At 44.1% G+C, this 16,296-nt stretch carries 17 protein-coding genes; 2 read left to right on the top strand and 15 right to left on the bottom strand.

Translation table 11 applies throughout. The features are described 5' to 3' along the window. The first annotated feature begins 28 nt into the window (after positions 1 to 28). Positions 29 to 1,291 (top strand): methyltransferase, encoded by a 1,263-nt coding sequence (locus FM038_RS05750; RefSeq protein ID WP_142872372.1) that lies wholly within the window; start codon positions 29 to 31, stop codon positions 1,289 to 1,291. Positions 1,292 to 2,629: 1,338 nt separating this feature from the next. On the opposite strand, the gene acpS is transcribed toward FM038_RS05750, so the two are convergent. The 11 genes from acpS to rpoE form a co-directional block, all read right to left on the bottom strand. After that, on the bottom strand, positions 2,630 to 3,028 hold the full coding sequence (gene acpS / locus FM038_RS05745; protein ID WP_142872371.1) for a holo-ACP synthase: 399 nt from the start codon (positions 3,026 to 3,028) through the stop codon (positions 2,630 to 2,632). Positions 3,029 to 3,109: 81 nt separating this feature from the next. Then, positions 3,110 to 3,847 (bottom strand): pyridoxine 5'-phosphate synthase, encoded by a 738-nt coding sequence (pdxJ, locus tag FM038_RS05740; RefSeq protein WP_142872370.1) that lies wholly within the window; start codon positions 3,845 to 3,847, stop codon positions 3,110 to 3,112. 216 nt (positions 3,848 to 4,063) lie between these two features. Then, complete coding sequence (recO, locus tag FM038_RS05735; protein ID WP_142872369.1) at positions 4,064 to 4,756, bottom strand: DNA repair protein RecO; 693 nt, start codon at positions 4,754 to 4,756, stop codon at positions 4,064 to 4,066. A gap of 149 nt (positions 4,757 to 4,905) precedes the next feature. Then, a complete protein-coding gene (gene era / locus FM038_RS05730; RefSeq protein ID WP_142872368.1) occupies positions 4,906 to 5,913 on the bottom strand; it encodes a GTPase Era in 1,008 nt (335 codons plus the stop codon). Beyond that, complete coding sequence (gene rnc / locus FM038_RS05725) at positions 5,910 to 6,587, bottom strand: ribonuclease III (protein WP_142872367.1); 678 nt, start codon at positions 6,585 to 6,587, stop codon at positions 5,910 to 5,912. The genes era and rnc overlap by 4 nt, the downstream gene beginning before the upstream one ends. A gap of 1 nt (position 6,588) precedes the next feature. Further along, positions 6,589 to 7,506: a signal peptidase I gene (gene lepB, locus FM038_RS05720; RefSeq protein ID WP_142872366.1), complete on the bottom strand. Its 918-nt coding sequence runs from the start codon at positions 7,504 to 7,506 to the stop codon at positions 6,589 to 6,591. A 154-nt stretch (positions 7,507 to 7,660) separates the two neighbouring features. After that, complete coding sequence (gene lepA / locus FM038_RS05715) at positions 7,661 to 9,451, bottom strand: translation elongation factor 4 (RefSeq protein WP_142872365.1); 1,791 nt, start codon at positions 9,449 to 9,451, stop codon at positions 7,661 to 7,663. A 226-nt stretch (positions 9,452 to 9,677) separates the two neighbouring features. Next, on the bottom strand, positions 9,678 to 10,133 hold the full coding sequence (locus FM038_RS05710) for a SoxR reducing system RseC family protein (protein ID WP_142872364.1): 456 nt from the start codon (positions 10,131 to 10,133) through the stop codon (positions 9,678 to 9,680). Between the two features lie 69 nt (positions 10,134 to 10,202). After that, positions 10,203 to 11,135: a MucB/RseB C-terminal domain-containing protein gene (locus FM038_RS05705; protein ID WP_142872363.1), complete on the bottom strand. Its 933-nt coding sequence runs from the start codon at positions 11,133 to 11,135 to the stop codon at positions 10,203 to 10,205. Positions 11,136 to 11,167: 32 nt separating this feature from the next. Continuing rightward, positions 11,168 to 11,782, bottom strand: a complete 615-nt coding sequence (locus FM038_RS05700) for a sigma-E factor negative regulatory protein (protein WP_142872362.1) — start codon at positions 11,780 to 11,782, stop codon at positions 11,168 to 11,170. 51 nt (positions 11,783 to 11,833) lie between these two features. Further along, on the bottom strand, positions 11,834 to 12,412 hold the full coding sequence (gene rpoE / locus FM038_RS05695) for an RNA polymerase sigma factor RpoE (RefSeq protein WP_142872361.1): 579 nt from the start codon (positions 12,410 to 12,412) through the stop codon (positions 11,834 to 11,836). A gap of 200 nt (positions 12,413 to 12,612) precedes the next feature. Here rpoE and nadB point away from each other — a divergent pair, with 200 nt between their 5' ends. Next, on the top strand, positions 12,613 to 14,226 hold the full coding sequence (nadB, locus tag FM038_RS05690) for an L-aspartate oxidase (RefSeq protein WP_142872360.1): 1,614 nt from the start codon (positions 12,613 to 12,615) through the stop codon (positions 14,224 to 14,226). A gap of 1 nt (position 14,227) precedes the next feature. On the opposite strand, the gene FM038_RS05685 is transcribed toward nadB, so the two are convergent. From FM038_RS05685 to FM038_RS05670, 4 genes are all read right to left on the bottom strand, one after another. Continuing rightward, the gene (locus FM038_RS05685) at positions 14,228 to 14,695 is read right to left on the bottom strand and encodes a protein YgfX (protein ID WP_142872359.1); all 468 of its coding nucleotides are present in this window, start codon (positions 14,693 to 14,695) and stop codon (positions 14,228 to 14,230) included. Beyond that, positions 14,676 to 14,915, bottom strand: coding sequence for an FAD assembly factor SdhE (locus FM038_RS05680; protein WP_185965786.1), 240 nt, complete (start codon positions 14,913 to 14,915; stop codon positions 14,676 to 14,678). The genes FM038_RS05685 and FM038_RS05680 overlap by 20 nt, the downstream gene beginning before the upstream one ends. A gap of 79 nt (positions 14,916 to 14,994) precedes the next feature. Next, the gene (gene nhaR, locus FM038_RS05675) at positions 14,995 to 15,906 is read right to left on the bottom strand and encodes a transcriptional activator NhaR (RefSeq protein ID WP_142872357.1); all 912 of its coding nucleotides are present in this window, start codon (positions 15,904 to 15,906) and stop codon (positions 14,995 to 14,997) included. Continuing rightward, on the bottom strand, positions 15,906 to 16,289 hold the full coding sequence (locus FM038_RS05670) for a hypothetical protein (protein ID WP_142872356.1): 384 nt from the start codon (positions 16,287 to 16,289) through the stop codon (positions 15,906 to 15,908). The genes nhaR and FM038_RS05670 overlap by 1 nt, the downstream gene beginning before the upstream one ends. Positions 16,290 to 16,296 lie beyond the last annotated feature (7 nt).

Here is a 16,296-nt window from a genome sequence, read left to right as displayed (position 1 = left end):
CCCTCATTTTATTGGCGCAGTTTGACTTATGACAACTCAATTTACAGTGGCAGATATCGAACTTGAATTACATCGTTATCCTAGCAATCAGGAATCTAATTTACAGGCATGGGATGCTGCTGACGAACACCTGATCAAACACTTAATTGACACAGAACAAGCTGCGGTAAGTACTGCTATTATCAATGATAATTTTGGCGCGCTTGCAACTAGCCTTATCTCTATCGATAAACAATGGCCGCTACTATTAGAAACAGACGCTAAAACCAGTCAGTTAGGCACCTTACAAAACCTAGCCAATAACAAGCTCAGCAATGACAATATTCAATGGATTAACAGTCGTGAAAACATACCGACATCTGTTGAGCTGGTATTAATGAAACTGCCAAAAAACCTGACTTATTTCGCCCATCAGCTTAGCCGCTTATCACAAGTGCTACCAGCAGGTACTCAAGTGCTTATTGGTGCAAAGGCAAAATCAATTAATAAGTCCTTATTGGAAGTGTTAGCGAAAAACTTGGGCCCTGCAAGTGCCAGCCTAACTTGGAAGAAGACCCGAGTGATCACTTGTGTGAGTGATGGTCAAGCCCGCAGTGCTCCCAAGAGCGTTAGTTGGACGATTCCTGAATTAAAGCTAGAGATTAGCAACCTGAGTAATGTCTTCGCCGCCAGCAAACTTGATATTGGCGCCCGCATCATGCTCGACAACATGCCCAAAGGCGATTTCAAGTCGATCATCGATTTAGGCTGTGGCAATGGTGTATTGGGTCTACATGCTAAGCAAAAATATCCAGAAGCTTATATCCATTTTATCGATGATTCAGAGATGGCGGTAGAATCGGCAAGACAAAACTGGCAACTCAATAATTTAGAGACTCCAGATTTAGCTGGCGAACAAGCTACCTTTAGCTGGGACGATTGCCTGACCCATTTAAACGAAGGCGTACGCCCGGATCTGATTCTGTGTAACCCACCTTTTCATCAAGGTGAAGCCATTACCGACCATATCGCCTGGCAGATGTTTCTCCAATCATGGCGTGCACTGAAAAATGGCGGCATCTTACATGTCGTCGGTAACCGTCACCTGGCTTATCACGTGAAATTGCAGCGTATCTTTAAAAACTGCACCACAGTTGAGTCAAACGGTAAATTTGTCATCTTGCAGGCACAGAAAATCAGCAAGAAGGCAGAACCTTTTGAGACTGAAGGTTCTGAAACTAGGAATGAGTCGAGTGATTCTCAATCTGATGTACCACACCCACAGAGTGGGCTTTATGGTGCAAAGACGTAACTTGCCGGATCGCAAGTTGCAAACATCCTCTTAAATTGGATTCATTGAGCTGAGCTGGTATTTGATTTCATGTCGAATGCCAGAGCGCAATTTTTATCTACAGCCTGCGGCTCGCTAAAAGTGCAAACACTTCTGCGACACGCCGCCCCATCTATCAACGAAAAAGTCCCTATAGGCTCTACGACAGCATCTGACCACCATGGACGGTAAAATGTATGGAACATTTTAGGCCCTGATGTCGAAAGTCACAGCCGCGTTCACACCTGCTTATTTGTTTCTTCGATTGGAGTTTTACTGACTGTAGCTCACTTTTGGACAAAAACGTGTTTACTTGTCGGATAACAAGTTTCTGAAATATCTATTGTGGGTTCATTGGGCTAATTCGGTATTTGGTTATTATCTGGTAAGCATGACTTCATTGTTATCTATTGCCTGCAGCAGGCTAATGTGCAGATACCTCTGCGAGCCGCCGCAAGTACAATCCCTGTAGTCTCTGCGATGACATCCATGTCATCGAAGCTCTCAGCTGCATCTACACCTGAATTTTTTATCTTCGATTTGTGTTCACAATTTGTGTTCACAGTTCGTAACTCACTTTTGGACAAAGCGTGCTAGAGCATTCGGCCTAACTCAACAGATATTTTAAAACTTAACAAAAGCGATTCACCACGGAGAACACAGAGGACACGGAGAAAGGCAACAGCTAAAGTCTTTGCAACTCTCAACTTTTAGCTCAATCTTTACCTCCGTGTTCTTCGTGGAAGCGAAGCGCTCCGTGGTGATACTTCGCTCGAGTTGAAGATGCCCCTTTCTGTAAAACACACAGTGTGGATGCGGCTGCGAGCTTCGATTTCAGGGATGAAATCGCAGAGCCCACATGGAAGTGTTCACGGCGTTTCGCGGCAGCATCTGCATAAAAGCCCGCTGCAAGCGATAGGTAACCATGGAGGTAAAAGTTAAAACTCACTACCCAATACTAACTCAGCTAGAAGCTAAATCAGAAAATGTAACCAGTTTTCATTCGAAGGCTAGCTAACTTTGGGGCATAAACGTGTTACCAATTCAAGCTTAGACTTACCATCAAAGCTCAAATCGAAGAGATAGATAAACGGGTGTAAGTAAGCTCGAGGACTTCGATTTCAGGGATGAAATCGCAGAGCGCCCAAGGACGGACTTTCTATTCAATCAAAAGTCAGCGTACCGAGAGATTACTTACACATGCGCTCACCGCAGGTAATAGATACCAATGAAGGTGCAACCTTCAATCATTTACCAAATACCAACTTAAAAGGATACCAAGTCTTATCCTTAAGACTCAACTATTTATGACTCAACTCTTTATGATTCAAGGATCACTGTTGCAGTTGCATAGTGCTTCTCGTCGGCAATGGAGATGTGCCCTCTCACACCACCAAGTAGCGCTAGCCTTTCTGCTGCGCCGCCGCTGAAACTCACCTTTGGTGCACCATTGATATCATTGCTAATCGCAATATGCTGAAACGAAACGCCGCGGCCAATACCTGTACCGAGCGCTTTAGCAGCCGCTTCTTTAGCGGCGAAGCGCTTAGCCAGATAACGTCCGGGTTGTGATGAGGCGATAAAGAGTATCATTTCAGCTTCGGTCAGCACTCGTTTAGCTAAACGGCACTTTGCCAAGGACTCAAATTCGCCAGCAGTCGGTACTTTCTCTTCGATACGTGCAATTTCAACAATATCGGTACCTAGACCAACAATCATATATTTCCTTAAAGCTGAGAAGTTCCTAGGTACTAGGGTTTAAGCCTAGGACCTAGGAACTCGTATCTAGAACCTAACGAATTATTCGCCTCTACGGCCTTCGTTCATAAGTTGCTTCATATCTTTAACTGCTGTCGCTAGACCGTCGATGGCTGCGCGGGCGATGATCGCATGACCTATGTTCAGTTCATACAGCTCAGGGATCGCCGCGATTGGCTTAACATTATGATAATGAAGTCCGTGGCCTGCATTGACCACTAAGCCTTTCGAGTGAGCGTATGTGGCCATCTCTTTTATACGAGCAAGCTCTTTAGCCTCTTCCACTTCGTTTTCGGCATCGGCATAACAGCCTGTATGAATTTCAATCAGTGGCGCGCCAACGGCAACAGCGGCATCAATTTGAGTTTTATCGGCATCGATAAACAGCGAGACTTTGACTCCGACATCGCTAAGACGGTTAATAGCAGCCTCAATCTTGCCCATCTGGCCTGCAACATCCAATCCACCTTCAGTAGTCAGCTCTTCACGCTTTTCAGGTACCAGGCACACGTAGGTTGGTTTAACTTCACAGGCGATATCTAACATTTCATCGGTAACCGCCATCTCAAAGTTCATACGTGTTTTGAGGGTTTTCGCCAGCAGATAGATGTCTCTGTCTATGATATGACGTCTATCTTCACGAAGGTGCACAGTAATACCTTCGGCGCCAGCATGTTCTGCAACAGCAGCGGCATGAACAGGATCTGGGTATGAAGTACCACGGGCCTGACGTAGAGTGGCAATGTGATCGATATTAACGCCTAGTAAGATGCGGCTCATGGAGTGTCCTTTAAATATAGGGGGAGTTTGCGACGGCTTTATATTGTTTATATTACAGATCGTCAAACGGATTTTGGTATTGTACTCAGGTTGTATGCAAAGATGAAATGACAAAATAGATACAAGAGCAGATACTATGAATAAATAACATTTTATCGATAAAAATCACAAAAATTTAGGCGGATTTCGTTTTCACAATGTGATTTAGAAGAGATGCTATTTAGGTAACGGCGATACCATTTTATATTTGAACAATGCTCTGGATTTAAGTGGCTTATCACCTAAGCATGGGGCCAGTAATAATCGCATCAAATATTTGGCTTGCTTAAGGTGCTGCCTCTCTAACCTATTTTCATCCAATGCTAGCAGCATCTCACCACTGTAGTGCGACTGCTTAGGCCCAAGGGCATTGACGAAACCTTCATCGGGTAATAGACGGTAATAGTAATCGGCGTCGATGGCGTCTTGAGCAGTATCTACCCTGAGGGTCGGCATCAATCCTAGCTCTTTGAGTAATGCGAGTTCGAAATACCTAAGCTGGCTCTCACAAAAACCGCTGGCCATGGCCATCAGCGTTTTATGATAGATAAAAAATAGTGATTCGGCGCCGTGATCGACTGCGATACAGCGAACCAATAACTCATTGAGGTAAAAACCTGCAAAACTGTCTTCACCATACAGAGGGATCGCTGGGCTAGCCGCTTCGACACTGCTCATGTTTTTTAAAGCGCTGCGACCAGAGAGTTGGAAAATGAGTGGTTGAAAAGGCTGCAGGATACTCTTTATCGAGTTCTTACCACTGCCAAGCCTGGCAACGCAATCGACTCGCCCACGTCCATCGACAAGTACATTGACGAGTACGCTGGTATCTTTGAAAGGACGAGTATGGAGCACATAGCCGCGCTCCATTAACTTAATACCAAAATAGCTTCTGTCATAGACCAAACCGCATAAATCTACTCATGGTTACTACTTGGCAACTGACTTTGAAATGATAAAACTGCGAAGCAATCACAATAAAGATGACCCCTTCACGAAGTGAAAAAGGGTCAGCATTATTAATCTTCGCCATAACCTAAGCTACGAAGTGCACGCTCATCATCGGCCCAGCCAGATTTGACCTTGACCCACATTTCTAGGAAGACCTTGTTATCAAACATTGTCTCCATATCAACGCGAGCCGCCGAGCTTATCTTCTTGATACGATCGCCCTTGTTGCCTATGACCATACGTTTCTGGGTTTCACGCTCAACAAGCACCAGTGCGTTAATTTGATAGACGCCATTTTCCATCATTTTGAACTGTTCAATCTCTACCGTGCAATCGTAGGGCAGTTCGTCACCGAGGAAGCGCATCAGCTTCTCACGAACGATTTCTGATGCCATAAACTTCTGTGATCTATCGGTCACATAATCTTCAGGAAAGAAATGTACAGACTCAGGTACAGAGGCAATCGACATCTCTAAAATACGCTGTACATTGGTCCCCTTGGTCGCTGAGATTGGCAAAATCTCATCGAAAGGAAACTTCTTCGACAACTGCTCAAGGTAGGGGAATAACTCCTCTTTATTCTTAATGTTGTCGACCTTATTTACTGCCAGTACGGTTTTACGTCCATCATTACGGCTTTGCAGTTTACGCAGCACCATGTCGTCATCTTCGGTCCAGGTCATGCCATCAACGACGAATATCACCAAGCTGACCTCGGCTAATGAGCTGGCAGCGGCACGGTTCATTAGACGATTGATAGCGCGTTTCTCTTCCATATGCAGACCAGGTGTATCGATGAACACCACCTGACGCTCAGCGACGGTGTGGATCCCCATGATGCGATGACGTGTAGTCTGTGGCTTCTTAGAGGTAATACTGATCTTCTGACCAAGTAAATTGTTTAGCAGTGTCGATTTACCTACGTTAGGGCGGCCAACAATCGCCACCATGCCACAATAGGTCACTTCATACTTTGCTGCAGATGAGGGGTTGTTCATCTGTGCGAGCAAGTCATCTAAGTTTGCCTCGTTACTTGAGGCCGCTTCATTGCCTGCTGGCGCTTTTTTCTTACTCATCGCTTTAATAACTCCAAAACCTGGGCAGCTGCTATCTGCTCAGCCTTTCTACGTGAACTCGCTACCCCAACAACGGGATCTTTCAATTCTTCAACATAACACTCAACAGTAAAGGTTTGTGCATGTGCCTCACCTTTAATATCTGTCACTTTATAGACAGGCAATGGTTTCTTAAACCCTTGCAGTGATTCTTGAAGTAAGGTCTTAGGATCTTTTTGATTAATCGGCTCAATGATAGCCAGACGAGATTTATACCAGTTCAGCACTAAGCCTCTGCATATCTCGATATCAGCGTCCAGATAAATAGCCCCAATGATGGCTTCAACGGCATCGGCAATAATCGATTCACGTCTAAAACCACCGCTTTTTAGCTCTCCAGGCCCAAGTTTAAGGTAGTCGCCCAACTTAAACTCAAAACCGATCTCCGCCAGCATCTTGCCGCAGACTAACGTTGCCCGCATACGACTCAAGTCGCCTTCAGTCACCTTAGGAAATTGATGATATAAAGCATCTGAGATAATTATAGATAAAATTGAATCACCAAGAAATTCTAAGCGTTCATTATGCTTACTGTTTGCGCTTCTATGAGTCAGCGCCTGATCTAACCATGCTTGCTGAGTAAATTCATAACCAAGCGTCCGACAAAGACGCGGGATATTTTTAATCGGTTCCATCTTAAGTAATTCCGCCTACACGCTCAAAACGTACACCGCTAGGGATCCAAGTGGGTAGGAAATCTGCCGGAGTACGATCAAATTCAAAACTAATCCAAATTGCCACTGCTTTACCCACGAGGTTTTCCTCAGGAACAAATCCCCAGAAGCGGCTGTCGGTACTATTATCACGATTATCACCCATCATGAAATATTGCCCTTCTGGCACGACAAACTCACCCACAGGTAACTTACCTTCACGGTAATAATAGCCCAAAGGATCGGGGCGTTGCGGATTGATTAAGATATCATGGCTGACTTCGCCAAGCTGTTCAGTATAACGTGACAGTGGCACGCCATTTTGTGAAAACTCACCTTGATTAACTCCAACGCGAGACACTTGTTTAAGCTCAGGACAGCTTTGCTCACCTTCCGCGCACGCAGGCTGAATATAAAGTTGCTTGTTACGGTAAACCACTCTATCACCCGGTAGAGCGACGACACGCTTGATATAATCGATACGAGGATCAACAGGGTATTTAAACACGGCAACATCACCACGCTCTGGCTTACCATTTTCTACCAATTGGCTGCGCCACACAGGGTCTTTTAAACCGTAAGTGAACTTCTCCACCAAGATAAAGTCGCCCACGAGTAAGGTTGGCATCATAGAGCCTGATGGGATCTGAAACGGCTCATAAATAAATGAACGTAAAATAAGTACAAATGCGATCACTGGAAAGATAGAGCGTGATGTTTCAACAATAGTCGACTCACGAATGATCTTCTCGGCATTTTCCTCACTGATCTCAGCATCGACGGCCTGGGCCATAGCAAGTTTATCTCGACGCTTAGGTGCGAGTAACAATGCGTCGGCCATCCAAATAAGGCCACTACACAAGGTCACTATAACCAAAATGAGGGAAAAATAAGCTGCCATAGATTATTAACTCCTAGCTTTAAAAAAGTAACTATTTATCACTGCAGTCTCAGTAAACACATGTCAGCGATGGATAGCTCAGTTATACGTTAGTAACGAAAGCGCCGCAAACTGCGGCGCTAGATATTGTTCACTATTAACAAATCTTAACGATTTAATCGTTGAGTTTGAGTACTGCGAGGAACGCTTCCTGCGGTACTTCGACATTACCCACTGACTTCATTCGTTTCTTACCGTCTTTCTGCTTCTGAAGAAGCTTCTTCTTACGCGATATATCACCGCCATAACACTTGGCCGTGACATCTTTACGCATCGCTTTAATCGAAGAACGTGCAATGACTTGAGTACCCACTGCCGCTTGAACGGCAATATCGAACATCTGACGTGGAATAAGCTCTTTCATCTTATTGACCAGTGCCAGCCCCTTGGAGCGGATCAAGCCTCTATGAATGATCATCGCCAGCGCATCGACTCTGTCACCGTTGATCAAGATATCTAAACGTACCATGTCAGCAGGTTCAAAACGGACAAAGTTATATTCGAGTGACGCATAACCACGACTGGTTGATTTAAGGCGGTCGAAGAAATCCATGACCACTTCAGCCATAGGTAACTCATAGGTTATCGCGACTTGGTTGCCGTGATAAACCATGCTCTTTTGAACACCACGCTTTTCAATACACAGAGTAATAACGTTACCCAAATATTCTTTAGGTACCAGAATATTTGTTTCAACAATCGGCTCTCGCATCTCTTCGATACTGTTTATCGCAGGCAGATCCGATGGATTATCGACATAGATGGTCTCGCCATTGGTAGTGACAATCTCATACACAACCGTAGGGGCTGTCGTGATCAGATCTAAGTTGTATTCACGCTCTAGACGCTCTTGGATGATCTCCATGTGGAGCAAGCCCAAGAAGCCAATACGGAAACCAAAACCCAGTGCTGATGATGTCTCAGGTTCAAAGAACAAGGATGCATCGTTTAGACTTAGCTTGTTTAACGCATCACGAAAGCTTTCATAATCGTCAGTCGAGATAGGGAATAAACCGGCATAAACTTGCGGCTTCACCTTCTTAAAACCAGCAAGAGGCTTTTCAGCACCATGTTTAGCCAAGGTCAAAGTATCACCTACTGGTGCGCCGTGGATCTCTTTGATCCCCGCAATCACGTAGCCAACTTCACCGGTTCTAAGTTCCTGAGTATCAGTTTGCTTAGGAGTGAATATGCCCACGCGATCGGCGTTATAGTTTTGTCCAGTGGACATCACTTTAAACTTATCGCCTTTCTTCAAAGAACCATGCTTAATTCGAACCAGTGACACGACCCCTTGGTAACTATCGAACCAAGAGTCGATGATTAAGGCCTGTAATGGTGCTTCTTTATCACCTTCTGGCGGTGGAACTTGCGCCACGATAACTTCGAGTACGTCTTTAATACCAATACCCGTTTTGGCAGAGCAACGAACTGCATCAGCCGCTTCAATACCGACAATGTCTTCAATCTCTTCGGCGACACGATCTGGATCGGCTTGAGGTAGGTCGATTTTATTCAAAATCGGAACGACGTCTAATTCCATCTCTAACGCTGTGTAACAGTTTGCTAAGGTTTGAGCCTCAACACCTTGACCGGCATCTACAACCAGTAAAGCACCTTCACAGGCAGCTAATGAGCGAGAAACCTCGTAAGAGAAATCGACGTGACCAGGCGTATCAATGAAATTCAGTTGATAAGTCTCACCATCATTCGCTTCATAATTCAGCGTGACACTTTGCGCCTTAATGGTAATACCGCGTTCACGCTCAATATCCATTGAGTCCAGTACTTGGGCCGCCATCTCACGATCTGATAGACCGCCGCAGAACTGAATCAAACGGTCAGAGAGTGTTGATTTGCCATGATCAATATGGGCAATAATTGAAAAATTTCTAATGTGCTTCATGATGCGAAATGACTAACTCAAAGTTGGAATTATCTAAAAGTGCGGAATTGTACCCGATCGGCGCTGCAATACCAATCTAAACCGCTCATCATAGTGCTAATCTTAGTAAAAATTAGCACTAATGCCGTAAAACTGAATAGGGAAATGAAATGACTCAGCTAGGGGCCTGAAGCAGATCTGTAGCTCTACGAGTCAGAAAAAAAAGAACAAGATAATAAAACTAAAATTACAGACTCTGACCTAGGCTCGAGATAATCACAGGTTGGCTGGAGGCTTCCATTCTCTTAGCGATTCTCTTAGCATAAAACCAAGCAATATAAGCCCCAAAAAGCGCCAACGGAATCACATGCAAATCACTGACTTCGACAACAAATGGCTCAAGCAAAATATTCGCCAATGTTGCACCAATAAAAAGCCCGAGTAAAGGCAGCAGATATACCAGAGCCGCAGCCTTTAGTATTACACTTTCCGGTAATCCTAACTTTAATAGCTGTCCAGGCTGATATTGCTGATCAGCCTGTATGGAGAAGGTTTGAACTTTTGCAGAGAATGCCGATGCTACTGCAGAGGTACCGCAAGAATCACTGTTATCACAATGACTACAGGAATTTTTGACTTTGACCTCGACAGTGACCCAGCCTTTATCATCGCTATGAATAACTTTCGCCATCTCTTCCATCATAGAACAATACCTCAAACGTTATAGCACCTAGCACCTAGCACCTAGCACCTAGCACCTAGCACCTAAAGACTATTGTATCGCAATACTCTTAGCAACACGTGATAAGGTCTCAGCAGGCACCTTACCAACAGCAACGACTTCAAAGTTACCCACTACTTCAGTGGCTAAAGACAAACCATTTCGCGTCACTAGCTCTTCTGGCATTTTAGTTTCACCTACGCGTGCAACGTAAACCGAAATATTAGCAATACCGTCGCTTAAGGCAATATACTCAACAGCTTCATGACTGCCCATTAATCTGTGACTATCTTTAACGAGTATTTCAAAACCTGCAGGCAACCATTTGAACGCCCAGTCATCACCGGCATCTCGTTTAGACTGAGACACAACGGCAGGCCATTCTTGCCTATATGCTTCGTTTAGAATCGCAGGAGCTTCATCCAGTACAAGTAACTCAACGACTAATATCTGTTCAAGTAATTCTTTATCTTGCGTCAGCATATCGTAACGAAGTGGAAGAAATGACTCCATATCTAACCAAACCTGATACCCATAGCGAAACTCATCATTTGGAATAATACGCACTAACTGGCTTGGACGTCCCGCTAAACGACTACGACCTCCCAAAACGAACTGATAACCGGCTTCAAGCTTTGAAATATCATCAGCGAAAGCGGGCGGAAGAATACCTTGTATTCGACTCGCATTTACGCTGTATGCGGGTTGATCATGCTCGATAAAGGTGACTGTATTTCCAACTCTAACAGCATTTTTAGGAGGTCCATTAAGGTGCTCTAAAAAAGCAACTTCTTGATCTTCTACTTTACCGTGGATGTAAACGAGGGGACGGATATGATCCGCTTGCAATTGAATAAGAGATATTTTGAATTCTTGCTCCCGTAAGGCTTGGCTCATATTTTCCAACCAGGCCTTTGGAGACAGATCTTCCTGTGCCATCACAGGAAAATTAAAAGCTAACAGCACCAAGATAATAAAACGCAAGCTAACTCCTTAAATAAAGTTCAAATTAAGTACTATTGACTCACAGGAATGGAATCAACAACACTATTGTCCTCTATTTTGGGGCCATTATTCAATCTTTGTTGTAGCATATGATCTTGAATATATGCATTAACGCGTTGACGTTGCTCCATAACCTGATCATTGGTGAAACTTTGATTCTGTTGTATAGGTCCAGTTTGCAGGCTTACTGGTGTAACACTGCCCACTAAAGGACGAGTATTAAGCACTGACAAAGGAGCCGAATCGATTGATGCTTCCTGGTTATAATTCTGTACACCGACAACAGCGACTAAAGCAACACTAGCTGCAATAGCGTATTGACCAAACTGTTTAAACATAGGGATCACATTAGCGAAACCTGTTTGATTATTCTGGCCTTGCTTACTGACACTCGGTTTGTTGACCGGGGCAATAATTGTCGGCTCTTTATCGATAGCTGCTGCAATGCTGGCGCTAAGATCTAAGTTTATTGACTTAGCTAGTTCACCACGCATCGCGTCGCCTATCATATGATAATCACGCCACTGCTGATGTGAACCCTCATCGGCTGCTAATTCAGCCAAAGTCTGCTCGTCGGTTTCACCATCGACGGCAGCGGATACCCATTCCTGACCTAATTTATCCATTTGTCACCTGTGTTAGTACTAATATTAAGTACCTATAATTAGTAAAGACTACTATTCTTGCAGCAAAGGCTGAAGTTTTTTATCGATCGCTTCTCGGGCTCTAAAGATACGTGATCTTACTGTGCCAACGGGACAATCCATTACACTCGCAATTTCTTCGTAACTCATGCCATCAAGCTCTCGTAATGAGATAGCCATTTTTAATTCTTCTGGTAATGAGTCTAACGCATCAAAAACCACTTTCTGAATATCATCGGCCATTAACAAACGTTCAGGAGAAGCAAACTCCTTTAACGCATCGCTACCATCGTAATATTCGGCTTCTTCTACATCGACATCATTTGCCGGAGCTCTACGCCCCTGAGCAACCAGATGATTCTTTGCGGTATTAACCGCTATTCGGTACAACCAGGTGTAAAAAGCACTTTCACCTCTAAAATTTGGTAATGCCCGATAAGCTTTAATAAAAGCCTCTTGAGCCACATCAGCAACATCAGCCTGATTTCGCACATAACGTGCAATCAGGTTCATCACTTTGTTCTGATACTTCAATACCAATAGATTAAACGCGTTTTTATCACCCTGTTGAACACGCTCAACAAGTTGTTGATCACTTATTTGTCCACTCATCCGAGCCGACTACTCCTAAATCTAAAATACTGATTTCTCAGTCGCTCGAATCATATGCACATATGTAGACTAGCGAACTTCGAAAAAGTTCTAAAAAAATTACATCGAAATGAATTTATTTTCTGTTAACCGTGAATCTATCCAAAAAAGCCCGCTTGGTTTAACATAGGTAACACTCACAGAACTTACTATGATACCTGATGAAACAAGTAGTTGAACACCAATCTGATATTTTGGTTATCGGCAGCGGCGCTGCAGGTCTGACTCTAGCACTGCATCTAGCTGAAAAATCACAAGTTATTTTATTATCAAAAGGCCCACTGAGTGAAGGTTCAACTTACTATGCTCAAGGCGGTATTGCGTCCGTATTCGATGAGGACGATACCGTAGAGTCTCATGTTGCAGATACCTTAGTCGCTGGTGCCGGGCTTTGCGATGAACCCGTGGTTAAGTTTACTGCTGAAAATGCCAAAGCATCCATGGAATGGCTCATTCAGTGTGGTGTGGCTTTCGATAAAGAAGAAACCAGCGATGGCGATACGGCAAATGCGCCTTATCACTTGACCCGAGAGGGCGGTCACAGTCACAGACGCATACTCCATGCAGCGGATGCAACAGGTAAAGAAGTTCAGGTCACACTGCAAGACAGAGCTAGACAACATCCTAATATCCTAGTTCTAGAACGCTATAACGCCATTGACCTCATCACATCACGAAAATTAAACCTGTCTGGGAATCGCGTTTTAGGCGCCTATGTCTGGAATAGAGATGTCGAGCAGGTAGAAACGGTTAAAGCCCGTTTTGTAGCAATTGCCACCGGCGGCAGCTCTAAAGTTTATCAATATACCTCTAACCCAGATATTGCATCCGGTGATGGTATTGCGATGGCATGGCGCTCAGGCTGCCGAGTCGCTAACATGGAATTTAACCAGTTCCATCCAACGTGTCTTTATCATGCAGATGCCAGAAACTTTCTGTTAACTGAAGCACTACGCGGAGAAGGCGCATACCTAAGACGCCCTGATGGCACGCGATTTATGCCTGAATTCGATGATAGAGCCGAGCTTGCGCCGAGAGATATCGTTGCCCGAGCGATAGATTACGAGATGAAACGACTCGGATCGGATTGTGTTTATCTCGATATCACTCATAAGCCCGCAGACTTTGTGATTAAACACTTTCCAACGATATATAAACGTTGCTTAGAGTTTGGTATCGATATCACCACAGACCCAATACCTGTTGTACCTGCCGCTCATTATACCTGCGGTGGTGTGATGACAGACCTACACGGTCAAACTGATCTTAATGGTTTGTACGCTATTGGAGAAGTCGCCTACACAGGCTTACATGGTGCTAATCGCTTAGCCAGTAACTCGCTACTTGAGTGTTTAGTTTTTGCCCGAGCAGCGGGTGAAGACATTGCAGGGTTATTACATAAAATACCTATGCCAGGCCAATTACCAGCATGGGATGAAAGTAAAGTTTCTAATTCTGATGAAGAGGTCGTCATTGCCCATAACTGGCATGAGCTTCGTTTGTTTATGTGGGATTATGTCGGCATCGTTCGTTCAGATAAACGCTTAGAGAGAGCCTTGCGACGCTGTGCAATGTTACAACAAGAGATCCAAGAGTATTACAGTAACTTCAGAGTCAGCAATAACTTACTTGAACTCAGAAATCTGGTCCAAGTTGCTGAGTTGATCATCCGCAGTGCGATGGAACGAAAAGAGAGTCGAGGACTGCATTACAACATAGATCATCCTCAGCTTTTGGATAATCCGACCCCGACGATTCTGCAGCCTGACAGATAATTCATCGATTGTAATTTAATAGCAGACGACACAAGTTACGATAACTTGTGTCGTCCAGCATATCCGCCCATACAAACATCATGCGTTTACTCGAACGATTACCCTCTTCTATCTGAATATAAAACTGAACCACGAAAGGGGTAACTACAGGCTTTTTAATCAGGGTAAACTTTTCAAAATAGGCCTCATCGCAGTCTGAGTTAAGCTGATTAACTGTAGGGTAAATGACTCTGCCATCGCCTGTTGAGACTAAGCTGAACTTGCAAGTCCAACGGTTTAATCGCCAAAACTGGTAAATAAAAAATACTAGGCAGGCTGTTAGCAAAACATATTTGAACACTTGATAAAGCAGATTATCAAAATAAGGCCAGATGAGAAAAGACGTTAAACAAACACTAGCAAAAACGACCAACGAGAGCCGTTGGTCGAATGAGGAGCTGACATTAAAATTATGGTGCTGTTCTGCCACGAACGCGAATAACCATAGCGGCTAACTCAGGATCAGAACATGTTTCATGCCCCATAAACCAGGCGAAAAGAACAGGATCTTCACCTTCGAGTAATTTAACGAAAATATGTTTATCCGCTGCAGATAATTGCTCGTAGTGGTTTTCAACAAAAGGTTGAAACAACACATCAAGCTCTAGCATTCCTCGTCGGCAAGCCCATCTTACTCTAGATATTTTCATTGGTTCAGACACGCATTTAGCTCCTACTTCTCATGATGGGGCTAGTGTACCTTTTGTTGCCGTTTGAGTCGATGTTCACTCATATCAAGCCCTGAACTTGTTCATCAGTCCCTTCGAACAGATCAGTAAAATCAGTGGCCAATAGACGTTTTACCGCAGGATGTTGGATCATTCGTTCGGCAAACATCACATGGTACACCTCTTTAATATCTGATGTTTCACCCAGCAGATGCATACCATGAGAGAGTATATCTTGCTTATAAATTGACGGAGCCACAAAGATGCCTTGCTTGAAATAGCCAAACGCTTTCATCATTGCAGCATCATCGAACTCACCGAGAATGGTAACATTTAAGCCATTTTCATCAAACCAATGTCGCAGTTGCTGCCCCAGTGAGCTACGTTTCCCAGGGATCAGTAACTTGCCCTCTTCGAGGCACTCGGGAAACCGCTTGCTGTACTTATCCGCAGAGAAGAAACCTACACCACACTCACCGAGTTTCTTAGAGAGTATTTCAGGGTATTTTAGTGATTCACCGGCACAATCAGATAAAATCATATCGAGTTTGTGCTCCCTTAAGCGCTCCATCAAGCTCTCATGAGTCGCTTCGAAGCAGGCTAAATGCATCGAACCATCGCTAGGAACCACAGATAACAACACCCGACTCGCTAGCGCTTTTGACAGCGCATCAGCAATACCGACCTCAAAAAGAATATTTTCATCCTTTTGATAGTTGAGTAGGTCTATCATTTCATAGCTAAGGCTAAACATCTTATCGGCATAACGAAATACGAGTTCACCCAGTTCTGTAGGCTCAAGTGAACGGCCAACACGTTTAAATAAGCTACCTTTTAGACGAGCCTCTAATACGCGGATCTGACCCGTAACCGTTTGCGGTGCAAGACATAAAGCCTCGGCAGCTTTCGCTACCGAGCCTTTTTTATGTACCATCCAGAAATAATAAAGATGGTTATAATTTAAATGCGACATTATTTAAGCCGCTGACAGTCCATTAGACTGACTATCACGCCGTTAAGTTGCTCAACACTATTCACATTACCAGCACTAAATGCCTCTGCTAACCCAGTAACAAGCACACTACGGTCAGGAATGCGGCTCTCGCAATAGGTGCGATTGGCTTGCTGAAAACGTTTACCACTACGGTATTTTAATGCCCTAGATTCATAGCTACTGGTCTCAACACGAGCACCTGTTGCACTTGGCTTATAGATCAAAGCGCCGTCTACAACCCCTTCTAAGTAATGCTGACACGTCTCGCTTTCTATATCTGTATTACAGGCATTTAATTGCTCTGCTTGCACATTAAATACAAGTCCAGCACTTAAAGCTAAAGTAAGAAAAACAACTCTCATAATAAAT

It is taken from the genome of Shewanella eurypsychrophilus (assembly GCF_007004545.3).
GTDB classification, from domain to species: Bacteria; Pseudomonadota; Gammaproteobacteria; order Enterobacterales; family Shewanellaceae; genus Shewanella; species Shewanella eurypsychrophilus.
The sequence above is the reverse complement of the archived record's forward strand: the minus strand, read 5'-3'. Positions and strand labels throughout refer to the sequence as shown.